This window comes from Pseudoflavitalea sp. G-6-1-2, from assembly GCF_012927185.1.
Classification (GTDB): domain Bacteria; phylum Bacteroidota; class Bacteroidia; order Chitinophagales; family Chitinophagaceae; genus Pseudobacter.
Map to the genome: position 1 here is coordinate 370848 of NZ_JABBGB010000002.1, position 23610 is coordinate 394457.

Annotated in this window: 17 protein-coding genes; 4 read left to right on the plus strand and 13 right to left on the minus strand. The window is 48.2% G+C overall.

The window, feature by feature from the left end:
• Nucleotides 1-134: 134 nt before the first annotated feature.
• A complete protein-coding gene (locus HHL16_RS11205) occupies nucleotides 135-290 on the plus strand; it encodes a hypothetical protein (protein ID WP_169425293.1) in 156 nt (51 codons plus the stop codon).
• 82 nt (nucleotides 291-372) lie between these two features.
• Here HHL16_RS11205 and HHL16_RS11210 read toward each other — a convergent pair whose 3' ends face one another.
• From HHL16_RS11210 to HHL16_RS11260, 11 genes are all read right to left on the minus strand, one after another.
• On the minus strand, nucleotides 373-1545 hold the full coding sequence (locus tag HHL16_RS11210) for a L,D-transpeptidase family protein (RefSeq protein ID WP_169425294.1): 1173 nt from the start codon (nucleotides 1543-1545) through the stop codon (nucleotides 373-375).
• Nucleotides 1546-1764: 219 nt separating this feature from the next.
• Nucleotides 1765-2895, minus strand: coding sequence for a 4-hydroxyphenylpyruvate dioxygenase (gene hppD / locus HHL16_RS11215; protein WP_169425295.1), 1131 nt, complete (start codon nucleotides 2893-2895; stop codon nucleotides 1765-1767).
• 403 nt (nucleotides 2896-3298) lie between these two features.
• Nucleotides 3299-4339: a formimidoylglutamase gene (locus HHL16_RS11220; RefSeq protein WP_169425296.1), complete on the minus strand. Its 1041-nt coding sequence runs from the start codon at nucleotides 4337-4339 to the stop codon at nucleotides 3299-3301.
• Between the two features lie 54 nt (nucleotides 4340-4393).
• Complete coding sequence (locus HHL16_RS11225) at nucleotides 4394-6430, minus strand: site-specific recombinase (protein WP_169425297.1); 2037 nt, start codon at nucleotides 6428-6430, stop codon at nucleotides 4394-4396.
• A gap of 14 nt (nucleotides 6431-6444) precedes the next feature.
• Nucleotides 6445-7689, minus strand: coding sequence for an imidazolonepropionase (hutI, locus tag HHL16_RS11230; RefSeq protein WP_169425298.1), 1245 nt, complete (start codon nucleotides 7687-7689; stop codon nucleotides 6445-6447).
• 57 nt (nucleotides 7690-7746) lie between these two features.
• The gene (locus HHL16_RS11235; protein WP_169425299.1) at nucleotides 7747-9525 is read right to left on the minus strand and encodes a glycoside hydrolase family 15 protein; all 1779 of its coding nucleotides are present in this window, start codon (nucleotides 9523-9525) and stop codon (nucleotides 7747-7749) included.
• Nucleotides 9512-11746 carry a bifunctional alpha,alpha-trehalose-phosphate synthase (UDP-forming)/trehalose-phosphatase gene (locus HHL16_RS11240; protein WP_169425300.1) on the minus strand — a complete coding sequence of 745 codons (2235 nt, stop codon included), beginning with the start codon at nucleotides 11744-11746 and terminating at the stop codon, nucleotides 9512-9514. Before HHL16_RS11240 ends, HHL16_RS11235 begins: the two co-directional genes overlap by 14 nt.
• Before the next feature lie 341 nt (nucleotides 11747-12087).
• Nucleotides 12088-13494 (minus strand): serine hydrolase domain-containing protein, encoded by a 1407-nt coding sequence (locus tag HHL16_RS11245; RefSeq protein ID WP_169425301.1) that lies wholly within the window; start codon nucleotides 13492-13494, stop codon nucleotides 12088-12090.
• A gap of 102 nt (nucleotides 13495-13596) precedes the next feature.
• Nucleotides 13597-15264 carry a urocanate hydratase gene (gene hutU, locus HHL16_RS11250; RefSeq protein WP_169425302.1) on the minus strand — a complete coding sequence of 556 codons (1668 nt, stop codon included), beginning with the start codon at nucleotides 15262-15264 and terminating at the stop codon, nucleotides 13597-13599.
• 20 nt (nucleotides 15265-15284) lie between these two features.
• On the minus strand, nucleotides 15285-16853 hold the full coding sequence (gene hutH / locus HHL16_RS11255; protein ID WP_169425303.1) for a histidine ammonia-lyase: 1569 nt from the start codon (nucleotides 16851-16853) through the stop codon (nucleotides 15285-15287).
• Nucleotides 16854-16895: 42 nt separating this feature from the next.
• A complete protein-coding gene (locus tag HHL16_RS11260) occupies nucleotides 16896-17378 on the minus strand; it encodes a helix-turn-helix domain-containing protein (protein ID WP_169425304.1) in 483 nt (160 codons plus the stop codon).
• 308 nt (nucleotides 17379-17686) lie between these two features.
• Between HHL16_RS11260 and HHL16_RS11265 the strand changes: the two genes are divergently transcribed.
• Both HHL16_RS11265 and HHL16_RS11270 read left to right on the plus strand, forming a co-directional pair.
• Nucleotides 17687-18883, plus strand: coding sequence for a nucleoside permease (locus HHL16_RS11265; RefSeq protein ID WP_169425305.1), 1197 nt, complete (start codon nucleotides 17687-17689; stop codon nucleotides 18881-18883).
• A gap of 26 nt (nucleotides 18884-18909) precedes the next feature.
• Nucleotides 18910-20103 (plus strand): Gfo/Idh/MocA family oxidoreductase, encoded by a 1194-nt coding sequence (locus HHL16_RS11270; protein ID WP_169425306.1) that lies wholly within the window; start codon nucleotides 18910-18912, stop codon nucleotides 20101-20103.
• Nucleotides 20104-20182: 79 nt separating this feature from the next.
• Here the strand turns inward: HHL16_RS11270 and HHL16_RS11275 are convergent, their stop codons facing one another.
• The gene (locus HHL16_RS11275; protein ID WP_169425307.1) at nucleotides 20183-21880 is read right to left on the minus strand and encodes an FAD-dependent monooxygenase; all 1698 of its coding nucleotides are present in this window, start codon (nucleotides 21878-21880) and stop codon (nucleotides 20183-20185) included.
• A 101-nt stretch (nucleotides 21881-21981) separates the two neighbouring features.
• Here HHL16_RS11275 and HHL16_RS11280 point away from each other — a divergent pair, with 101 nt between their 5' ends.
• Nucleotides 21982-22962 carry an AraC family transcriptional regulator gene (locus HHL16_RS11280; RefSeq protein WP_169425308.1) on the plus strand — a complete coding sequence of 327 codons (981 nt, stop codon included), beginning with the start codon at nucleotides 21982-21984 and terminating at the stop codon, nucleotides 22960-22962.
• A 67-nt stretch (nucleotides 22963-23029) separates the two neighbouring features.
• Here the strand turns inward: HHL16_RS11280 and HHL16_RS11285 are convergent, their stop codons facing one another.
• Nucleotides 23030-23590: an OmpH family outer membrane protein gene (locus tag HHL16_RS11285; RefSeq protein ID WP_169425309.1), complete on the minus strand. Its 561-nt coding sequence runs from the start codon at nucleotides 23588-23590 to the stop codon at nucleotides 23030-23032.
• Nucleotides 23591-23610 lie beyond the last annotated feature (20 nt).

Genomic DNA, 23610 nt, shown 5'->3' on the forward strand with positions numbered 1-23610 from the left:
CACAAAGTGTATTAATTACACAATATAGTTTTACTGAATTCTCTTGCCGGGAAAAGTCAGGGGGTGAGTGAAATTAATATAAACAGCGAATAATTAACACTTTCCCCTTATTTTTGCACAAATTTTTACGCAACATGACAACATCCAGAAAATACAGAGGCATATATTGGTTGTTATTCTTCGTTTTCACTATCCTGTTTCTCTACGCCATTGTAGCCCGTTGGGAGTACCTGACAATGATTCTTCCTTTTGTGTGCACGTTCTTTGTGTTGGCGATGGATATCATCTGAGTTGACATTACAACATCTTTATAAATCAAATGCCCCGCTTTTCAGCAGGGCATTTGTGTTTTTCTTATGTCCTTCAAGTAAATCACTTTTCTATGAAGATCGATTGCTTGAGTTTTACCGCCACCTTCGTCTCTTTGTATTTGTCCAGACGCATGGCCGGGGTCCAGAGCGGCATTTTCTCAAAGGCTTCAGCTAACCGGTAGTTGATCTCATCGTTCCCTCCCTTCAGTACTTTCACTGCGTGAACCTGGCCGGCGCTGTCGATCACGAATTCCATCATTACATATGTTTTGGCCTGATCTTCTTCGAGATGTTCGGCCATTTCTTTGCTCAGTTTATCGAGGAATTGCTGGAATTGCTGATTGCCGCCGGGATACACAGGCAGGTTATTCACCACAGGCGCTATTTCGCCGGTGAATTCTTCCACTTTGCGGGCTGGTCTTTTTTTCACCACTTTCACTTCTTTCACAGGAAGCGGCGGCAGTTCGCTTTCCATTTTGTACTCCCCTTTCTTATTCACTACCACAATGGGGAGCTGCTGTGTACGGTCGAAATAATCATACACGTCTTTCAGTTCTGCAGCGAGATTGCGATACTCGGGGAAGTCTTTCAGAAAACGGCCGAGATAGTCCACACTCTTCTGATTGCTGAAGGCAACGGGAAAGATATGTACGGGGATGAAATCCTGTCCCTGACTGCGTGCCACGGATGCCAGGATGTAGATCTCTTCGATCTGATCGTCGGTTACAGGAATGCAGCCGGTTGTTACACAGCTGCCGTGAATATAGATATCACCTCCGGGCTGAAGGGAATCTGACAATATTTTATCGGATGCGTTGGGATAATTGAGGCCGAGCGACAAATGGTAATTGCTGCGCGGATTGAATTCGTTGATGTAGTAGAACCCTTCGGGAACCTGAAAATCGCCCATCATTCGCTTGGGACCGAGGGTGCCGGCGAGCGCACAGACTTTATAGGTTTTGAAAAGCTGGAACTTGTCTTTTCTGTCCGCTTTCACCCACACTTCCATTTTACTGTCGTACTTGAAACTGCGGACATACATATATTTGAAGGGGAACTTCAGTCCTTTCTGCTGAAACTGACGCATCAGCGTATCTTCTTTGCGTTTCCAGGCATCGCCAGAGCGGGGGAAAGATTTCTGGTATTCAACGAAGTTGAAGGTTGATGCAGCTGCCTGACTCTTCGCTGTTTCGGTGAGAAACAGTGCTGCTGCTACAATCAGGAGGTATCTCATGGTTCTTACTCGCACGGTGATATAACGTTTTCAGGCCTCGAATATTGGTTGGAACCGGATAAAATTAGCACAAATAGCCACACGAACCGCACCCGCGCTTGTTAACAATGTGGAAAAACAAAGGCCGCTGCCCGCTTTCGCGGCAACGGCCTTCAATAAGGTGAGGGGTTATGTGCCAGGATCGTCTGCTCACCGGAACATCACCCCATTGAACAAAAACTAGAGATTACCTCTGAGTTCCTGCTCACGCTCAATTGCTTCGAAGAGGGCTTTGAAATTACCCTTACCAAAGCTCTTGGCGCCTTTGCGCTGTATTATCTCAAAAAACAAAGTTGGTCTGTCTTCAACTGGTTTGGTGAAGATCTGGAGCAGATAGCCTTCGTCGTCGCGGTCTACCAGAATGCCCAGTTCTTTCAGCGGCTCGATATCTTCGTCGATCTTCCCTACTCTGTCCTGCAGTTCGTCGTAGTAAGAAGTAGGTACTATGAGGAACTCAACACCGCGGCTGCGCAGATCGGTAACGGTTTCCACGATATTGTTGGTAGCGAGCGCTACGTGCTGACAACCTTCTCCATCATAAAAATCGAGGTACTCTTCTACCTGAGATTTTTTCTTTCCTTCGGCAGGTTCGTTGATAGGGAATTTCACGAAGCCGTTTCCGTTGCTCATCACTTTACTCATGAGGGCAGAGTACTCGGTAGAAATATCGTTATCGTCGAAGCTGAGGATGTTACGGAAGCCCATCACATCTTCATAGAATTTCACCCATGGGTTCATTTGATTCCAGCCTACGTTCCCTACGCAATGGTCTACATACAGCAGCCCTGTTGGCGCTGGGTTGTAGAGGCTGTTCCAGGGTTTGTATCCGGGCATGAAGGCGCCGGTATAGTTCTTACGCTCGATGAAGAGGTGCACGGTATCGCCGTAAGTATGGATGCCGCTCATTACCACTTCACCATGTTCGTCGTTTGTACGAACGGGTTCCATATAACTTTTAGCACCGCGTTTGGTGGTTTCTTCCCATGCGCTGGTAGCGTCGTCTACACGGAGGGCCAGCATCTTCACACCATCGCCGTGTTTGGCGATATGATCAGCAATGGCATTGCCTGCGCGCAGTGGCGTAGTGAAAACGAAAGTGAGTTTTTCCTGACGAACCGCATAGCTGGCTCTGTCTTTTACACCTGTTTCAGGACCAGCATAAGCGAGGCTCTGAAAACCGAAAGCTGTTTTGTAAAAGTGTGCGGCCTGTTTGGCGTTGCCTACATAGAACTCTACATAATCGGTACCCTGCAATGGCAGGAAATCTACATTGGTTGATGCATTTGCATTAACAGCAGAAAGCGTTGACATATTCAAATGATTTAGATCTGCGAATAATATTTGATCCATACACGGATCGGCCAGTAAAGAAAATTGAACAGTAAAAGGTTGTGGAGAACAGTCAGTGTTCAGAAAGAAGTTATGCTGCAGTTGCAGTCATGGCGAGCGCCTCCATCAACAGGCAGTAGTTGTGGCGCTTATCGTCGAAAATTTTATGCGGGTAATCTGGTCGCATGGTGCTCCTACAAAGATAAAGTATTTCGGAGGCAATTTCCAAGAGTTTGGACCGGGGAAAAAACGAGGAGCAGATGCAGTAAATCAACCGGTTCAGGGCAAATGCCAGCTGAACAACGGAGTAGCACATTTGAACAACAGGTTTCCCTGTAGCTATGAAACAAAACAGGGAAGATGGCTCTCCCCTGTTCAGACTAATTTATGCTTTCACGAAATCGCTGACGAGGTAACTGATCAGCTTTCCGGTAGATTCATCTTTTCTTCCGTCTTCGAGGCGGGTGGCGCCTTCGCAGATATGCAGATATGCCGGCTTTCCGGCACTGCCGAACAGCGATACATATTGCCTTGCATGCAGTGAGTTCAATCCCGCAGGCGTTGCCGCACTGCTGAGCACTCCTTCGATGCAATCGAGATCGAGCTCTACGCCTGTAGGCTGCCCTTCCATAAAGTCGAGCGCATCTGCAAGCCCCTGTACAAAACTGCGTTTCTGATGAATGAATATATCCTCATATGTAATGCAGTCCATGAACGGATTGTTCACAATATCCATCCATACATTCTGCGGAATATAGTTTTCATGAAGCCCGATCATGCAGTATTTCTGCAGGTAGCCATCTTCTTCTGCATACCGGAAACCATTGCCGCTGTGGCGGCCTTCTGCCGGCCGATAATCCGAATGCGCATCGAGGTTAACGCAATTGATCTGGGCCAATGGAATGATACCGGCTTTGTGCAATCCTTTCGCCGTTCCTTTCAGCATGGGATAAGAGTTGTTATGTCCACCACCCACTGCCACAGGGATCTTTCCCGCAGCTGCAATCACTTTCACCAGCGACTCCACTGCATCATCGATAGTGGTTACTGCATGCCGGTAGGCATTGATCTTTTCATCATTATCATGTGCATTGGAATCGATGAGCTGAGGCAGATCACCGAAATCGAAATGTCCGAGCACCAGTATATCATCTCCTATGAGAAAATCGTTGCTCTGAATATTGAGGAAGCTGCGCAGGAAAGGCTGCCACACAGAATCGGTTCCTCCTAAGCCATAATTTGCACGAACACCAATGTCTTCAGGAATGCCGAACAACACATATTTCGCATCAGATTGCTGCAGGGCCTGCTCCCACTCACCGGCTTCCGTGATAACCTGAACGCATTCGCCCAGTTTGGTTTCGAACCTTCTGATCTTAGTAAGCTGAAGAATAGTTTCCTTGTCGTAGAATCTGAACTGCTTCATATGTGAATCGTTTTCGTGTACTGCGTATGTGAATATAGGGATCTTTCCTGATGATTATTCCGTTGCTTTCTCCGCATGCTGAATGCGTTTCCGCGGACGGAAAAAATCCAGCGGATGTGTTCTGAAATACTTCCAGAGTATCGAAATAAACTCAGGATAATCCCGCAAATGTATGCCTCTCGATCTTACAGCCACAATAAATGCCAGAGAAAAACTTACGATGAAGTTGAGCATTCCAATGCACAGCACGCCGATAAATACCGTAATCAAAAAGCCGAGGTTGATCTGCTCCCAACCCACGCTGTACAATCCCAGGGAAGTATTGGCAGCCGAAATGGTGATGTGGCGGATATCGAAAGGTATTCCGAATATCTTTCCCACCATCCCTGCCATTCCTAAAAAGAAACCCAGAGAAATGTTCCCGATCAGACTGCCCGCATGCGAATTGAGATAACCTGCCACACGCTGCAATTTTTTCGGAGAGATATACAACCGGAGTACAGGATGCTCTACCAGCCTTCTTTCGATTCTCGCATAATTCATTTTGTTCTGTACATACCCGGCGATGATGCCGCTGAGGAACAAAAAGAAACCGGTATTGCAGGCATACAGCAATGAGAGGCTTTGCCATGGATGCTGATCGCGCAGCATGGCCATGCCCTCTTCCGCTCCGACGATGGGGTGACCGAAGATCCAGTCGTATGCCCAGGCCAGCAAAAATGTAACAGGAAATACGATGATGAGATTACCAACGAAAGAGGCAGTCTGACTTCTGAAAACTTTCGAAACCGTTACTGCCAGATTCAGCAGATTGGGTTTCTCATCTCCCTTCTTCGTATCGAGTGAACCCGCCACAGCGCTGGCAGTGAAGGCAGGCTGTTTGGTAGCGAGCGTGGATTTGGTTTCTTCGATGGCAATGAAGCCCACACTGTAGTTAATGCTGTAAATGAATCCCTGCCAGAAAGGTGCGAAGGGAAGTTTATGCAGCAATGTTTTGAAGATGGCCACAAAACAAACGATCAGTCCACCCGCCATGGCGCTGGCCAGCATCGCCCAATATTCTTTCGGACTCGATGTGATGTACTTGTTTCCCTTCTTGCCTTTATGTTCTGCAATCTGGTACGCCACATATCCGGTGGTTTGAGAAAGGAATTCGAGCAGACTGTTCTTTCTGTTTTCGTATCGCACCACACTTCTGAAGAGATCTACGAAACGGGATGAGTTGATATGATCGTCTGCATCGACGATATCGAGCAGCAACTCCATCCGGTTGAGTTTCTGCTCTATCTGAAAAAGAATGAATGTCTGCGATAAACTGGTTCCTTTTTCACTGGTTCGGTTGCGTATTTCGTCGATCAGCTCTCTGTCGCGTTTCAGCACTTCCTTGATGCGTGCCGATAATTTTTTGATCTCTTCGACCGGAGCGCGTTCCAGCACCAGCTCGCGCAATTCGTATATGAGAAACTGTTGTGTTTCGAATGGATTTTCTGCAGTTTGCCATTTCATGCTGGAGAAATGAATGATCTCTTTCTCCCATCCAAGCTGCGATACATTGGCGCCGAGTATCTGCAACGATACCATCGCCTGATTGATGATGATGGGTTCATTGCTGCTCAATGGCAATTTCATCAGTTCGAAGAACTGACTCCATCTTTCGCGTGGAATGGCTTCCACCCATTTGTAATCGGATTTTTTATAGAAGATGCGATCGAGCAGATAAAGAAAATCATTGTGATCCTGCAGGGCCGGAAGAAATTTATGTTTCAGCCGCGCATACAATTCGCGGCCCACTCCGCGGGATACCGTGATGCCGCTTTCGGTGAACATCGGCACCAGATTGCTGCCCACGAGCTGCGCCAGAATAGCCGTGCGAAGGGCTGTCTGCGATGCAGGGAACTGATAGAGCAGTCTGATTACAGTATCGAAATTCTGCTGAATCTGTTCTTCGGTGTCCGAAGGTTTCGGACGAAGCAGGTTTACAAATCCTACGAGGTAGTTCAAAGCGCCTTCCCTGTCGCGGACCGAGATGGCCGGACTCTCTTCCAGAAAGGCAAAAACGGGGTCTACTTTCTTTTTCTTTTTAAATGCCATACAGTGCTATTTCATTAACTGATCCAGTTACCGCCGATCATTACTCTGTCGATCAATGGCGACCCGAAAGCGTAGGGAAGATAAGCTAATGAAGGCACAGCGCGCGTTAAAAGCAGGTTAGCTTTTTTGCCGATGGTGATGCTGCCCAGATCCTGTGCCAGCTCCATGGCAAATGCACCGTTAAGCGTAGCCGCATTGATGGCTTCTTCCGGCAGCATGCGCATCTGAATGCAACTCATGGCTACCACCAGATTCATATTTCCGCTGGGAGACGAACCGGGGTTGAAATCCGAGGCCAGTGCAATGGCGCAACCTGCATCGATCAGTTTTCTCGCAGGCTGAAAGCCCATGCGGAGAAAGAATGCAGCAGTCGGCAATAAAGTTCCGATGGTAGAAGAATTGGCGAGCGTGCTGATGGCTGCCTCATCCATGGTTTCGAGGTGATCTACGCTGATGGCTCCCAACTCAACCCCCACCTGCGTTCCGCCGGAAAGGTTCAGCTGGTTGGCGTGGATCTTGGGCTTCAGTCCGTACTCCATGCCTGCCCTGCAGATGCGTGCTGTTTCTTCGGGAGAGAAGAAACCTGTTTCGCAGAATACATCGATGTAATCCGCGAGTTTTTCTTTGCCGATCACCGGCAGCATTTCGTTGATGATCTGATCGATATAGCCCTGATGATTTTCTTTGAATTCCGGAGGATAGGTATGCGCACCCAGAAAAGTAGCTTTGATGCTTAACGGACTCTTCTCTCTCAGCTTCTTAATTACGCGCAGCATTTTCAATTCGCTGTCTACCGTGAGGCCATAACCGCTTTTGATCTCTACGGCGCCTGTTCCCTGTTTGCTGATCTCTTCGAGGCGTTTCCATGCCTGATTGAAGAGTTCGTCTTCACTGGCTTCGCGCAACTTGCCGGCAGAATTGAGAATGCCTCCTCCCCTTGCAGCGATCTCGGCATAACTGAGTCCGCGTATCTTGTCTACAAATTCACTCTCGCGGCTTCCTGCAAAAACAATATGCGTATGGCTGTCGCACCATGCCGGCAATACCAGACATCCTTTTGCATCTACCAGTTCGCGTACGCCACTGTAAGATGCCGGCAGATTATCCATACTGCCGTAACCGGCAATGCGATCGTCTTCTACCAGCAACCAGGCATTCTCTACGCAAGGCAGATCGGCCAGGGCTTTTCCATATAACAAATTGCTTTCCGAACGGGTATTTACCAGTAATCTGATATTGGTGAACAAAGTGGTTGCCATGCAGGGTTGTTTATTTTTCTGTGTGCTGCAAGATACTATTGTTTTTTATATAAGCGCTTACATAAACTCGGGTCTGTCCAGTTTTTTGGAGATGCGCAGCACGGCATTGATCAATCCTACATGGCTGTAGGTTTGAGGGAAGTTACCCCACTGCGATCCATCCAATCCCACATCTTCGCTGAAGATGCCCAGATGATTGCTGAATTTCAGCAACTGATTGAGATTTTTGATAGCATCATCGACTCTTCCCACACAGGCCAGTGCATCTACATACCAGAATGCGCATACAAGGAATGTGGTATCGGGAAAACCAAAATCGTCGTAGTGCTTGTAGCGATAGAACAATCCGTGCTCTGCCAGCAATTCTTTTTCGAGCGCTTCGATATGTGCACGGGCTTTCGAAGAATCATGATCGAGATAGCCCATGGTAACCATGCTGAGTGTGCTCGCATCTAGATTGGGCGTACCAATTGCCTGCGGATACACTTTGCGTTCTTTGTCGTAACTCTCATCCAGCAATCTGTCTGCTTCGCGGGCAATGGCATCGGCTTTGCGCATCAGTTCCGAATCGCCGAACAACTGTGCAATCTTGAATGCAGCCTTGGCTCCTGCCCAGTGGAACAGCAAAGTGTAGGTATGCACCTGCACCTGATTGCGGAATTCCCATAACCCCGAATCGGGCATGGTGAGCGTTCGCTCGATCTGATTCAGCAGCCAGGGCACAATGGTTTTGTAGCTGCTCTTTTTCAGAAACGTGAGCCGCTTGTCGGTGTACAGCGGCAACAGACTCACCAGCACTTGCCCGTATACATCATGCTGTACCTGAATATAGGCTTTATTTCCCACACGAACGGGGCGGTTGCCGAGATATCCGTGCAGGTCTATCACCAGCTCTTCGATGTCTTTTTCTCCGGTGATGGAGTAGAGCGGCTGGAGCGTATCATCTGCATTGCGAAGGATATTCTGCACAAAATCGAAATACTTTTCCAGTTCCTCGAAGTGCCCGATCTGATTGAATGCTTTGAGCGTATAGTGCGCATCGCGGAACCAGCAGTAACGGTAGTCCCAGTTGCGGGTGCTATCGTGAAATTCCGGGAGACTGGTAGTGCCGGATGCAATGATGCCGCCGGTATCTTCGTACTGATGCAGTTTCAGCACCAGCGCCGACCGGATGATCTCATCCTGATAAATATCCGGGATGTAAGAACTCTTGATCCATTGCTGCCAGTACTGAATGGTCTTTACCAGAAAGGATTCGGCAGTTTCCTGCAGCGGCGCTTCGAGCGGCTCGCCATAAGTGAGCACGAGGTAGCGATCCTGATCGAGTACAAATTGCTGTTCTTTGATGATCCAGTTCAGTGGCACATCGGTGGTGAGGCGGAGCTGCTGCTCGAAGCCCATGTAACGGAGATGATTGCTCGCCGTGTACAGTTCGGGATCCATCTTCCCATACTCTCCTTTCGGCTGGCACCTGATGCGGATGGCAGGCTCGCCTTTGATGAGCCTGATCTTCCGGACCAGCATCAGCGGGCGGAACTGACGATCGTGCACAATCATGCGCGGCGCGCAGTCCTCCACCTGATACACGCCGTCGGGCGCAGTGAACTCCGTACAGAGCACATTGGTATTGGGAATGTAGAACTGGCGGCTGGAATAATTTTCCGCCGCAGGCGTAATGGAGAAATGTCCTCCTTTCTCTTCATCGAGCAGCGACCCGAAAAGGAAACTGCTGTCGAATTTCGGAAGGCACATCCATTTGATATCTGCTTTGTTGTCGATGTAGGCGAGATAGGAACAGTTTCCTATGATGCCCATGTTGTACTTATGAACCGGCATATTGTTTCTTTGTTAAAGGCTGCGATAGTTCTTCCAGCAGGGGCAGTACATTCTGTTGGGAAAGTACCGTGAACTGTGCGGCCGTGGGTCCGTGACTTACTTTTATTGTATATGCTTTGTCTCCGAGCGCTTTGAACATATCTTCGTCGGTGGTATCATCTCCGATACACAATACAAAATCAGGATCGAGTTCCTGCACCAGTTTTCTTGCCATCACACCTTTATCAAATCCTGACATGCGTACTTCCACTACTTTGTTTCCGTCGATCACCTGCAGCAGTGTATTCTGCAGCAGTTGATTGAGGTTATTGATCAGTTCGCGGCTGCGGACGAAACCCAGATCGGGATGGGTGTTCCGGTAATGCCACGCGATAGTGTTTGTTTTCTCTTCTACAAAAGATCCTACACATCGGGTAACAAAGGTTTGCATTACCGGCCTGATCTCTTCTTTCCAGGTATCCGAAACCGGGGCTGCAAATTGCCAGTCGCCCTCTTTCATTTTGAAGCTGGCGCCATGTTCGGCAACCAGTGTGAGTGGTACTTTGCCGAGCCAGTTTTCCAGAGTATCTCCCTCCCTTCCGCTGATGATCACCACATTGTTCTTTTTATCTGCGGCCATTTTTTTGAGCAGGCCCAGGAGATCTTTGCCGGGCATGGCTTCCTGCGGAAGTCGTGCAAAAGGAACGAGGGTGCCGTCGTAATCGAGCAGCAGGCAGCGTTTCTTCGCTTTCTGGTAGGCCTGATGCATCTGTTCAACTATCTTATCGTCCATCAGTTTCGTTTGTTGTTTTGCCTGTTCGGTCTTCACATTGTTGAGCTGATCGAGAAAATCGTTCACCCAATTGATCACATCATAATCGCTGAGGCGTTTCTGCATGAGGGCCATCCGTTGTTTCTGTTCGGGCACCGGCATGTTGAGTGCGCGCACGATGGCGTTGGATACATCTTTCACATCTGTAGGATTCACCAGCAGGGCTTCACTCAATTCACTCGCTGCACCTGCGAGCTCGCTCAATATCAGTACGCCTTTCTGCGAAACAGTACTGGCGATATATTCTTTGGCCACGAGATTCATGCCATCGCGCAGCGGTGTTATCAATGCCACGTCGGCCGTTTGATAGAGTGCAGACAATTCATTGAACGGAAGATGCATGTACCGGTAGATCACCGGCTGCCAGCTGATGCTGGAGAATTTTCCGTTGATGCCGCTGATCTTTTCTTCGATGGTTCGTTTTCTTCGGGTGTAAGCCTGAATATCATCGCGGGATGGCACTACGTTAAGCACAAACACTACTCTGTCCTGCCACTCCGGATGTTCGGTGAGAAAATATTCGAAGCCGTTGAGGCGGTCCATCAGCCCCTTGGTATAATCGAGCCTGTCTACCGAGAAAATGATTTTCTTGCCTGCGAAGTTTTGCTGCACTTCGTCGCGCAATTGCTGTACTTCAGGGTCTTTGGCTGCGTGCTGGAATTTTTTATAATCGATACCGATAGGAAACAGATCTGCTTTCACCAGTCTGTTCTGGTATTGGATGCTTCTGAAATTGGAATCGGCTCCTACCACCATGCGAACAGATTGCACAAAATGTTCCACATAATCGTAGGTATGGAATCCCACAAGATCGGCGCCGAGCACTCCGCGGAGGATATTCATTTTCCAGTCCGTGGGCATCATGCGGAAGATCTCATAACTCGGAAACGGAATATGCAGGAAGAAGCCAATGGTGGCTTTAGGTTGCTGTGCGCGGATCATGCCGGGAAGCAGCATCAGCTGATAATCGTGTATCCAGATGATATCGTCTGGCTTCAGCATCGGCAGCAATGTTTCGGCGAACATGGCATTCACTTTGGTATAGGCATCGAAGTAATCGGACTGATACTCTACCAGTGAAGGGAAATAGTGGAACAATGGCCATAAGGTTGAATTGGAAAAACCATTGTAATAATCTTTGTACACGGTTTTGTCTGTAAAAAGGGGGACAGCAGTGAAGTCGTATTTATCCAGTTTAGGAACCACTTCCTGTTCAAAATCTTCTTTTGAAAAATCTGCTACGCCCATCCATAATTTCTCTGTGATATGGCTGTTCTGCGCAGTATCGCTTTCGAAATAACTTTTGATAGCGGATACCAGTCCACCTGAACTCTGGCGGATAGTAACCTGATCTCCTTCGCGGTCTACGGAAAAAGGTAAACGGTTGGATATGATAATTAGTCTTGCCATAATATATACTTCTGATTGCGGCGGTACGGGTGAATTTTTGGGTACCGCATTTCCCGGTTTCAAAAAAGGGGCCATGCTTTGGCATGGAAAGTTTGGGGTAAGCAAAACATTATGAAATAATGCTTTACAGGAGTATAACAAAGGTAGACAGAAAGGGTTGAAGGTTATTGAAACAAGGAGATCTTTAAAATGTTAAAGCCCCGGAATGCTCCATGGGTGGGAACTCCGGGGCTATTAAAATAATATTAAGATGGTGTTAGCTGATATCCATCAACTGCACATACACATCAACGTTATCAATATTTTAATGCAATTCTAAGCATGTTTTAATGCAGGGTTAATTACGGATTAGGCAGCTTCGTCATTTCTTTTTCCATGGAATAAATGATGAAGTAAGCTTTATAATCCCCTCCCGGTTGTTTATCGAACCTGAACTGAATATCAACTGGCGTGTTGGTGTAAAAACTGTTTGCAGACTCAGGGATCAGTTCAATCACTCTTGTGCCGCTTTGATTTTTGTAGAACAGCTTACCTTCTTTCTGCATCAGTTGAACTTTTGCCGGTGTTGGATATGCAGGAATGCTGTACCATCCGGCCAGATTTTTATAAGATGATGTATCCGCGGCAATAGCCTGATGTTTTGCTGGAGTTACCACAGGAAGGCCATTCAGAATATATGCCAATGGACCAGCGAGCATGCCTGCATCCGATTCGTTGTTGGATAAGACAATAATGGTTACATCATCTTTCAGATATTGAAAGAGGACTGTATGATAGCCGGGCCATCCTCCTGTGTGCATGAAGTATTCGCCGATCTCATTGGTGCCGAGGATCTGACCATAGCCATAATATTTTTTACCGGCCGTATCGATGGTAGCCTGAGCAGACAACATTTCTTTCTGTGATTTTTCGCTGATCAGCCGATGATTCATCAATGCTCTGTTCCAGAGCAGCAGATCGCCCACCGTACTGTTCACTACACCATCGCCCTGAATACCGTCGAGCCAGTAAACAAAACTGTAAGATGGAATGCTGTCTGGCAGCTGATAATTGCCGGTTTCTTCATTCAGCACATAACCCAATGCATAGTTGGGAATAGTTTCTTTCAGTGATCTTCTGGTATTGTAAATTCTTGAATGGGTCATTCCAAGCGGCGTAAAAATCTGCTGCTGCAGAAAATCTTTGAAGCTCTTGCCTGATACTTTTTCGATGATGCTTGCCAGAATTGCATAACCGGTGTTTGAGTACTCCCATTTGGTGCCTGGTGCAAAGTACAGCGGTGGTTGCTCTTTGGCCAGAAATTGGATCATGTCTTTGTTGAAAGCCACTTTGGTGGTGTCCCATTTGCCGGTCATGGCTTCCTGGTAATCGGGTAAGCCGGAGGTATGATTCAGCAGCTGCTGAATAGAAATATTATGATATGGAAGTTCCGGAAAATACTGACGGAGCGAGTCGGTGAGTTTCAGTTTTCCTTTGTCGCGCAAAAGAAGGATGCCCATTGCAGTGAACTGCTTCGACACAGATGCAAGTTCAAACACAGAGTTGGCGTTCAGCGGAGTTTTCTTTTCGTAATTGCTGTAGCCGAAAGATTTTTGGTAGATCACTTTTCCGCCACGGGCCACGAGTACGTTGCCGTTGAAATTTCTTACGTTGGCTTCGGATCTCATGAAATTATCGAGTAGTGCGGGGTAATTCTTCTGTGAAAAAGCTGAGACTGGAATCATCAGCAGCAGCAGGATTTTCTTCATAGCTTAATGTGTAGGTTTATTGGTTGCAACTAAAGTTAAAACAAATGGGTCGCCACAAACCGATTTTTGTGACAACCCATTGCAAAAAATATTTCAGAGAAATTACTTCAGTCGCGCTTCGAGATCGAGGTCATTGGCTTTCGCGGTTTCTTTCGCGAGCTCATAACCTGCATCTGCGTGTCTTATCACACCCATGCCCGGATCGTTTCTCAGCACACGTGCGAGGCGTTTTGCAGCATCTTCGGAACCGTCTGCAACAATCACCATACCCGCATGGATGCTGTATCCCATCCCTACTCCACCTCCGTGGTGCAGGCTCACCCATGATGCGCCACCGGCTGTATTCACCAGTGCATTCAGCAATGGCCAGTCGGCTACTGCATCGCTGCCATCGAGCATGGCTTCCGTTTCGCGGTTGGGCGATGCCACTGATCCTGTATCCAGGTGGTCCCTTCCGATCACGATCGGCGCTTTCACTTTTCCGGTTCTCACGAGTTCGTTGAATGCAAGTCCTGCTTTCTCACGCTCACCCTGTCCCAGCCAGCAAATGCGCGCAGGCAGTCCCTGGAATGAGATCTTTTCCTTTGCCAGTTTCAGCCAGCGTTGCAGTGATTTATTTTCGGGGAACATATTTGCGATCAGCTCATCCGTTACTGCGATATCAGCAGGATCGCCACTGAGTGCAGCCCAGCGGAACGGTCCTTTTCCTTCGCAGAACAATGGACGGATATAGGCAGGAACGAATCCCGGAAAATCGAATGCATTTTTCAAGCCTTTTTCCTGTGCTCTCGCACGGATATTATTGCCATAGTCGAAGGTGATGGCTCCGCGTTTCTGCAGTTCGAGCATCAGCTCAACATGGCGGTACATCGACTGATAAGCATACCCGATATACTGATCAGGATTTTCGGTACGCAGAACTTTCGCCTGCTCGTAGCTGATCTCGTGCGGCCAGTATCCGATGAGCGGATCATGCGCCGATGTCTGATCGGTGAGTGTATCGGGAATGATATTTCTTTCAACCAGTCTTTCCAATAAGTTCACAGCATTGCAGAGCACACCAATTGAAAGGGCTTCGCCTTTGGAACGCGCTTCCATGGCGCGGTCGATAGCTTCATCGATATCTTCGATCATGATATCGAGATATTTCGTCTGCAATCTTTTTTCGATACGCCATTTCTCTACTTCTGCAACGAGGGCTACGCCTTCGTTCATGGTGATGGACAATGGCTGAGCGCCACCCATTCCACCAAGACCTGCTGTTACGTTCAGTGTACCTCGCAGTGTTCCACCGAAATGTTTATCGGCAGCGGCTGCATAGGTTTCGTAGGTGCCCTGCACAATGCCCTGTGATCCGATGTAGATCCATGAGCCGGCAGTCATCTGACCGTACATCATCAGTCCTTTTTTCTCCAGCTCTTCAAAGTGTTTCCAGTTGGCCCAGTTGGGAACCAGCTGAGAGTTGGAGATCAGCACACGCGGTGCATCTTTATGTGTTCTGAGAATGCCTACAGGCTTGCCGCTCTGGATCAGCAGGGTCTCGTCTTCGTTGAGATCTTTCAGTCCTTTGATGATGAGATCGAGCGCTTCGAAATTGCGCGCTGCTTTACCTCTGCCACCATAAACGATCAGCTCTTCCGGGCGTTCAGCCACCTGCGGATCGAGGTTGTTCAGCAGCATGCGGAGCGCTGCCTCCTGCACCCATCCTTTACAGGTAAGGGTTGATCCGGTGGGTGTTTTATATTTCACAGCATCATAAGTCTTCGTCATAAAAAAATATTTTAGCTGAATTAATTTGATAATTGGAATTGCTCGTACCCTTTGCTGAGCGATGTGCCGGATGCATTGGAGAAATTATTCACCTGCTGCACAAAAGAGAAATCGTGAATAATGTCTCTGATCTGGTTGATATCGTTGGCAAAGATTCTGTCCTCTTCTGCGAACGACACAAATTTGCGTACATACTCATGTGCAAACTCCAGAATGGCGCTGCTTTTCAGCGGACGGCGAAACTCGATGGCCTGGCAGGCACTCAGTAGTTCGATAGCCAGAATGTATTCGAGATTATCGATCACCTGATTGAGCTTGCGTCCACTGATGCTTCCCATGCTCACATGATCTTCCTGACCGAGTGAAGTAGGAATGCTGTCTGCACTCGCCGGGAAACAAAGTGTTTTGTTTTCTGTAACCAGCGCTGCTGTGGTGTATTGAGGAATCATGAATCCGCTGTTGAGACCAACGTTCTTCATCAGCAACATGGGCAGTCCCCATTTGCCTTCGAGCAACAGGTAACAGCGGCGGTCTGCGATATTGCCGATCTCTGCTGCTGCGAAGCAGGCATAGTCGAGTGGTAATGCCATCGGTTGTCCATGAAAGTTACCACCACTGATGGTATCGTCGGCAGCGAGTATGATGGGATTATCTGTAACGGAATTGAGTTCGATCTCGGTGAGTTCTTTCAGGTGCAGCCATGCATTTCTGCTGGCGCCATGCACCTGCGGCATGCAGCGGAGACTGTAGGGATCCTGCACGCGGCCGCAATCGACGTGGCTTTGCATGATGTCGGACTGATCGAGCAATCCGCGCAAACGCTGTGCTACCAGCTTGCTGCCCGCATATGGGCGCAGTTCGTGCAGTCTCGCATCGAAAGGCGCTTTGGTTCCGGTAAGCGCTTCGAGGCTCATAGCGCCGATGATGTCGGCAGCTTCGAGGCAGTTGTGCATGCGCTGCACAGCTTTCACAGCCCAGCTCAGAATGAATTGCGTTCCGTTGATCAGTGCCAGCCCTTCTTTGGGTCCGAGCTGAATAGGATGCACACTGAGTTTGTTGAGCACTTGTTGCGAAGGAAGTCTTTCACCATTGTAGAACACTTCTCCCAATCCGATCAGCGGAAGGAAGAGATGCGACAGTGGCGCCAGATCGCCCGATGCACCTACGCTTCCTTTTTCGGGAACAACAGGGATCACATTGTTTTCGATATGCCAGTTGATGCGTTCGAGGGTTTCGAGCTGAACACCGGAAAAGCCCTGCGCGAGCGCCTGCATTTTGGTGATGAGCATGATCTTAGCCACTTCCACGGGAATGGCGTTTCCTACTCCAACGCTATGGCTCTGCAAAATTTTGTGCTGCAGCAATCTGGTATCGTCTTCCGAAATGCCCGAAGAAGCGAGGATGCCGAAACCGGTATTCACTCCATATACAGTTCTGTTGGTATCGACGATCTCCTGCACATGCCGCTGACTGGCTAAAACCTTTTCGCGGGAGGCTTTTCCCAGTACGCCTTTGAGGCTGCCAGACGCGATAGCCAGCACTTTATCGATGGTAAGCTGATCTATTCCGTATTGAAATTCGTTCAACATAAAATAAAGAATATAATGATGTAGATGTTCCGGTACAGGCGCCTACTTCATTTGTGCTTCTACGCGATCGAACAGGGATGCATTGGCCAATCCTTCTTCCACCTCTGCGATGGCTTTGAGGAAATGTTTGCTGTGCGTGCCTTCCTTCGCCAGTTCTTCCATGGCTTTGGAAAGCGCCTTCCACACGGGTTCGATCTGCTGTTGCAGTTTTTGTCCTTTTGCAGTGAACGTTACCACTTTCTTTCTGCCGTCTTCCGAAGAAGCAGAAGTTTTCACCAGTCCTTTTTCAGTAAGGCTGCTCACCAGCTGACTTACCGCGGAATGCGAAATAACCAGTTCGTCGGCGATGTACCTGATGGAAACCTGCTTCTGTTTACTGAGGATGTAAAATACAGGGAACCAGCTGGCATCGAACTTCAGCTGATGCTCTGCATAGATCTTATTTACGTCGGCAAGGAAAGTTTCGCTGAGACGTCTGAGGCGGCTGCCAAGAACAAGAAACCCAAGTGATTCGTAAAAGTTCATAAAATTATATAAGCGCTTATACAAATATAGAAAGATTAGCGATACAAAATAGGAATACCCTGTGGATTTGTTGCGTTGAAAAAAGTGGTATTTTTTGGAGGGGGGTCACCAACGCAAACGATTGATAGCTTCAAAATGGGCCGTAGCCTGCTAAATGGTTATAGCACGCCATTATTTATCCCCCGTAATTCCCGCCCTGTGTATTAGTTTTTTAACGTGTACTGATGCCACAATCGATTTGTTTTGTAAATTCCCTCCCTGTTCAACACCGATACACCATAACTTCTTACTTAAACCAACACAAACTGATGAAAACGAATACAGGGATCTCACTTGGCCTGATGATGTTTCTCCAGTATTTTATCTGGGGCGCCTGGTACGTTACACTGGGCACATACATGGGCGAGCAACTGAAATCCAACGATATCCAGATCGGCGCCGCCTACAGCGCTCTGGCCATCGCCACCATGATCTCCCCTTTCTTTGTGGGAATGATCGCCGACAGGTTCTTTGCCGCACAAAAGTTAATGGGACTACTGCATCTCGGTGGAGCTGCCCTGCTCTATTTTGCCACTACCATCGGCGACAATACCGCTTTTTACTGGGTGATACTGCTGTATTCCATTCTCTATATGCCCACCATTGCGCTGAGCAACAGCATTGCCTTTCAGCAGATGAACAACCCCGGCAAACAATTCCCCTGGATCAGGGTTTTCGGAACGCTGGGATGGATCGCTGCCGGTTTCCTCATCGGCAATCTCGGCATCGAAAAGAACAACACTACCTTCCTCATTGCAGCAGCAGTTTCCGCTGCACTCGGACTGTTCAGTTTTGTTCTTCCCAATACACCTCCCAAAAAGAATACAGACACTTCTGCTTCGAAGGCATTGGGCACAGAAGCATTCTCGTTGCTGAAAGACAAACCCTATCTGGTTTTCTTCATCGCAGCCATCCTTATCTGTATCCCATTATCTTTCTATTATGGATTCGCCAATAAATTCCTGAATGAGATCGGAATGGAGGCGCCTGCCAGCAAAATGATCTATGGCCAGTTCTCTGAAGCCATCTTCATTCTGGCGATCCCCTTTCTCTTCAACCGCATTGGCGTGAAGAAAATGCTGGTGATCGGCATGCTTGCGTGGATACTCCGCTATATTGCTTTCGCTTACGGAGACACGGGCGCCAACAACTGGCTGCTGTATGCCGGCATCATTCTGCACGGCGTATGTTACGATTTCTTCTTCGTAACGGGTTATATGTACACCGAGAAAAAGGCAGGCGAAAAAATCAAGAGCGCTGCACAGGGATTGTTCACCTTTGCTACTTACGGACTTGGCATGGTGATCGGAACCTGGTTCTCAGGATACGTTGCCAACGGATATGTTACCGAAGGCGGACATAACTGGAAAGGCATCTGGTTCGTACCAGCCTATATTGCCATTGGTGTACTGATCTACTTTATCCTTTTCTTCCGCGAGAAAAAACAGATTCAGGAAAACGCATAACATAACTTCTAATACAGACAGCTACTATGAAAAGAATTGCGATGTTAGGCTCCGGCTTTATCGGACGTTTCTATGCAGAGTCGATACAAGGATACAGAAGCAGGGACAAGATCGTAAGCATCTACTCCCGCCGCCAGGAAAGTGCACAGAAATTTGCCGATGATTACAAGGTAGATTTCGTTACCACCGATCTCGAAGCTGCCATTGCACGCGAAGATGTAGACATCGTTTGCATTTCGCTTCCCAACCATATGCACGAAGAAGCGGTGATGCTTTGCTGCAAACACAAAAAAGCAGTGATCACCACCAAACCACTCGGCCGCAATGGCGAAGAAGCCAAACGCATGCTCGAAGCTGTAGAAAAAGCGGGCATCTTCAACGGATATCTCGAAGACCTGGTGTATACCCCGAAATTCATCAAAGCGCTGGAAAGTGTGAAGGGCGGCGCACTCGGCCGCATCCTCTGGGCCAAGTCGAGAGAAACACATCCCGGGCCGCACAGCGACTGGTTCTGGGATATGGAACTCGCAGGTGGCGGCTGCATTCTCGATCTCGGTTGCCACTGCGTGGAGATCTCCCGCAGTTATATCGGCAAAGACATCAAACCAGTTGAAGTGATGTGCTGGGCCGATACACAGGTGAAACCCATCGATGCAGAAGATCATGCCATAGGATTAGTGAAATATGAGAATGGCGCCATCGGCCAATTCGAAGTAAGCTGGACTTTCCGCGGCGGCCTCGATCTCCGCGACGAAGTGATGGGCACCGAAGGCACCATCTGGATCAACAGCTTCCTCCGTACTGGTTTCGATATGTTCACCACCGGCAAAGGCGCAGACTATGTGGCTGAGAAAGCTGAAAGCAACAGCGGTTGGTTATTTCCGGTAGGTGACGAACTGAATGAACTCGGCTACAACCATATGTTCATGGATATGTTCAATGCCATGGAAAGCGGCAAAGATCCCAAAGAAACATTCTACGACGGTTATGTAGTGAACTGCATTCTCGATGCAGCTTACCGTTCTGCCAAATCGAAACTCTGGGAACCGGTGAAACTCGATATCTGGAGAGGACAAACAGGCGTGAGCAAAGACAGCCATCTCGTGGAATACGATGCCGATCATTATCTGGTGAAAGAAGAAATGACGCACTATGGCGCAAAGAAACTGATCCTGAAAAATAAAACAACAGGTAAGATCAGCGAGCAGACAATCGGATGATCACCTGCACATACATGAGAATGGGGCGACACCAATGATGTCGCCCCATTTTTATTGAAGTCTACTCATTCTCCCTGTTTCATTTGCCTGTCAGCTTTCCGAGAACATCCGCGAGCTCTGTGGAGTAGCCGGTTGACCGCCATGCAACAAATCCATCTGGTCTTATCAGTATTGCACCATCCTCCTTAATTCCGAATGCCTGTTGCAGAGAAGCGTTTTCCGGCTTCAGCTCCCCCTGTTCTCCGAAACTGAAGAGCCGGATACGCAGACCCTTCTGTTTGTTCGTCTCTATCACATCCCGAAGCCATGCGCCATTTTGCATGCCGGTGATCAGCATCCATTTGCTTTTTACCAGATCGAGTGTGGAGAGCCTGTTTTGCTGATACTGTACCCAAACATGGGGCAGGCGCGTACCTGGCAATCCTGTTAACTGCAATGCCTGATCGTATCCATGTTTTGCAGTATTTCCATTCAGCACAGCAGCGGAATGATACCTGTAATCTGGCAGGCCGAGCAAATTTCCCATATGCTTCATGGCCAACCGGGTGCTGAGCTGATGCATGCCAAGCGTGGCAGTGAGTTTTGCACCAAGCACAGTCAACACTACGGGACCAATTGCCATCGGGCCTTTGGAAAGCAGACCGTATTCATCGGCCCAATCTGCCGAGCGTGCAGACACTTCTTTGCCGATGGGCTGTCGTTCCTGATTGTACGAATCGAGTAAAGTTTCTGATGCCTCTCCTTTTATCACCATGGCCAGTTTCCATGCGAGATTATGTGCATCCTGCACGCCGGTGTTGGCGCCTTTTCCGCCGTAGGGCGTCATCACATGCGCAGCATCGCCTGCGAAGAAGATGCGGTTATGCCGCATGTTCACCATTACTTTTTCCGTAGGTTGCCAGGGCAGTATGCTGATGATCTTTATTGGCAGGTCTGGTATGCCGATGGCCTTTCTCAGCAGCACTACGATTCTGTGCTTCGATTCTTCTTCTGAAAAGTGAGCATCATCATCAGCGGAATGCAGGTGAAACACCCATTTGTTGGAGTTGTTGATACTGCACAACATGCCTCTGCACCAGCTTTCTCTGATATTGAGGATGCTGAATTCTTTTCCTTTTACCAGATCGGTGAGGTCTGCTTCGAAGTAGATGTTCAGCAGATTGCCCATTGAACCACGCCCCGTGGTTTTTGCTTTGAGCGATTCGCGGATGGAGCTTTTTGCTCCGTCTGCAGCGATCATCCAGCTACTTCTGATAAAAGTTTTTTCTCCTGTACCACGATGCAGGATATGCGCAGTTACGCCATTCATGTCCTGCGTAAATTTCGTCAGCTCTGCATGGAACATCACGGTTCCGCCACGTTTTATCACTGCTTCGAGCAATACGGGTTCGGAAAGATCCTGTGTACAGCGGGCTACAAATTCCGGGCTCATCTGCAATAAAGCCTGAATGCCCAGCATATTCACCGGCGAGGTTTTTGAATTTGCTTTTCTTTTGCTGATCGATTTAACGAGGGAGCTGTTGCGATATATGCCCCATGCTGGCGCGAGGGCTTTGCCCGCTTCGCGGATCGGTGCACTCAGTCCCGTTTCCCGGAAGATCTCCATGGTTCTGGTATCGAATCCCCGCGCACGCGGGTGAATGCTGGTTCCGCTATGTTTTTCAATAAGCACAACAGGTATTCCCTGCTCCAAAAGAAACAGCGCTGCCGATAATCCTACCACTCCGCCTCCTGCAATTAATACCGGTATTTCTGCTGTTGGTTGTTGTACATTCATACTGCCATTTGTTTCCGGCAATTTGGTAAAGTCTTCAGCGTTCAGATGGCATAACAGGGATAAGAAATTACCTGAAAAGGATTCATCGCAAAATTACCGTGATGCAGAACAATCAACAGCCCGCTTCCTCTCTTCCGGAATTTCCCGGATTCGACTGGTTAACGGAAACAGACAAACCAGTGCACTTCGATATCAAAACCCGCGAGGTAAACGGACAACTGCGTTTGCTGAAACGAGGGGATATCCATATTTCCGAAGGAAGCCTCAGCTTCGGCGCAGGTCTTGCTACGCATGCCGGCGTAAAACACTGGAACAATCTGCCTGTAGTAGAAATGAATTTTGTGATGCAGGGAAACATCGTACAGCGCAACAGTTTTATGAAAGAAGAAGTTCCTTTTGCGCAGGGCTATCACAACATCATGTACAATCAGGGGCATTGGGAGCAGAACCGGTTTTACGGTGCAGGTGTTCACTGCAATTTCACCGTCAATATTGCGAAGCATAGATTCATGGAGTTGATGTTACCACATTCAGCTGCACTGGATGGCATCACTGATAACATCCTCGCCAATAAACCTTTTGTGAAACATCAAACTGCAAAAAAGATCACGCCAGCCATGAGCTGTCTCATTGCATCATTGTGGCAACAGCAATACATTGGCCCACTGCGCAATCTGCATTTCGAGACGAAGGTGCTGGAGTTGCTGCTGCTGCAATGGAATCAGCTGAATGATACAGCACCGGTATATTCTGTATTGAAACAACCGGGAGACAAAGACAAGATCTATGCAGCGCGTGAGTTATTGCTGCAAATGAAAGATGCTCCTCCTACCCTTCAGCAACTGGCCCGCCTTTGTTACACCAACGAATACAAACTGAAGAATGGTTTCAAAGAATTATTCAACGATACTGTGTTCGGTTATCTGAATACCGTGAAACTCGAAGAAGCGAAAACACTGATACAAAACACGCATAAGTCCATTGCAGAAATAGCAGCAGACTGCGGATACGCCAATCCCCAGCACTTCAGCAGAGCATTCAAAAAGAAATATGGCATAACGCCGGGAGTGTTGAGAAAATAATTCGACACAATGCAAAAGGGTGTTCAGAAGATTTTTCTGAACACCCTTTTGCATAATCAGTTATCGGTTACTGCTTTGGCTTCACACCTCCACCTGCAGGGGGAGCTGCCGGAGCCGCATTCAGATTCAATCCAAGTTTTTTGGCAACCAGCGGCAGTATATCATCTCCCGAAGGGAAAGAGATCAGCTGCTCTTTGCTGAGGATGTAGGCATAGCCGTTTTCTTTAGCCACTGCCTGTGCAGTGCTTACAGCTTTCTGCTGAATGGGAGCCAGCAGTTGCTGTTCTTTTTCCTGCATGCTTTGTTGTGCCTGCTGATTGAAGTTTACGATCTTAACATATAAGTCGTTCAGTTCTTTTCTTTTGATTTCTTTCATCGCTGAAGACCATTTGGTAGAATCGGCAGCGAAGAGGCTGTCTTTGCGTTGAAACTCCACCTGATAGTCAGCTGCCTGCTGTTGCAGCGCTTTCTGATGATCAGCCAGATCTGTTCCGGCTTTTTTGTATTCTGGCATGGCAACGATCAGCTCATTGAGACTGATGTAGCCAATCTTGGCCTGAGCCTGTGAATGTTGTCCCACCATCACCAATGCCATGGTCACGAGTAAGCAAGAGAATAATCGCTTCATTGTTGTTTGTTTTTTTGAAA

Excerpts from the sequence above, each read along its gene's own strand:
- HHL16_RS11285 (WP_169425309.1), bottom strand. The coding sequence starts at position 23,590 with ATGAAGCGATTATTCTCTTGCTTACTCGTGACCATGGCATTGGTGATG.
- HHL16_RS11220 (WP_169425296.1), bottom strand. The coding sequence starts at position 4,339 with ATGAAGCAGTTCAGATTCTACGACAAGGAAACTATTCTTCAGCTTACT.
- HHL16_RS11235 (WP_169425299.1), bottom strand. The coding sequence starts at position 9,525 with ATGCCGGTTCATAAGTACAACATGGGCATCATAGGAAACTGTTCCTAT.
- HHL16_RS11275 (WP_169425307.1), bottom strand. The coding sequence starts at position 21,880 with ATGAATGTACAACAACCAACAGCAGAAATACCGGTATTAATTGCAGGA.
- HHL16_RS11280 (WP_169425308.1), top strand. The coding sequence starts at position 21,982 with ATGCAGAACAATCAACAGCCCGCTTCCTCTCTTCCGGAATTTCCCGGA.
- HHL16_RS11225 (WP_169425297.1), bottom strand. The coding sequence starts at position 6,430 with ATGGCATTTAAAAAGAAAAAGAAAGTAGACCCCGTTTTTGCCTTTCTG.
- HHL16_RS11240 (WP_169425300.1), bottom strand. The coding sequence starts at position 11,746 with ATGGCAAGACTAATTATCATATCCAACCGTTTACCTTTTTCCGTAGAC.
- hutI (WP_169425298.1), bottom strand. The coding sequence starts at position 7,689 with ATGGCAACCACTTTGTTCACCAATATCAGATTACTGGTAAATACCCGT.
- HHL16_RS11210 (WP_169425294.1), bottom strand. The coding sequence starts at position 1,545 with ATGAGATACCTCCTGATTGTAGCAGCAGCACTGTTTCTCACCGAAACA.
- HHL16_RS11265 (WP_169425305.1), top strand. The coding sequence starts at position 17,687 with ATGAAAACGAATACAGGGATCTCACTTGGCCTGATGATGTTTCTCCAG.
- hutU (WP_169425302.1), bottom strand. The coding sequence starts at position 15,264 with ATGACGAAGACTTATGATGCTGTGAAATATAAAACACCCACCGGATCA.
- HHL16_RS11205 (WP_169425293.1), top strand. The coding sequence starts at position 135 with ATGACAACATCCAGAAAATACAGAGGCATATATTGGTTGTTATTCTTC.
- hppD (WP_169425295.1), bottom strand. The coding sequence starts at position 2,895 with ATGTCAACGCTTTCTGCTGTTAATGCAAATGCATCAACCAATGTAGAT.
- hutH (WP_169425303.1), bottom strand. The coding sequence starts at position 16,853 with ATGTTGAACGAATTTCAATACGGAATAGATCAGCTTACCATCGATAAA.
- HHL16_RS11260 (WP_169425304.1), bottom strand. The coding sequence starts at position 17,378 with ATGAACTTTTACGAATCACTTGGGTTTCTTGTTCTTGGCAGCCGCCTC.
- HHL16_RS11245 (WP_169425301.1), bottom strand. The coding sequence starts at position 13,494 with ATGAAGAAAATCCTGCTGCTGCTGATGATTCCAGTCTCAGCTTTTTCA.
- HHL16_RS11270 (WP_169425306.1), top strand. The coding sequence starts at position 18,910 with ATGAAAAGAATTGCGATGTTAGGCTCCGGCTTTATCGGACGTTTCTAT.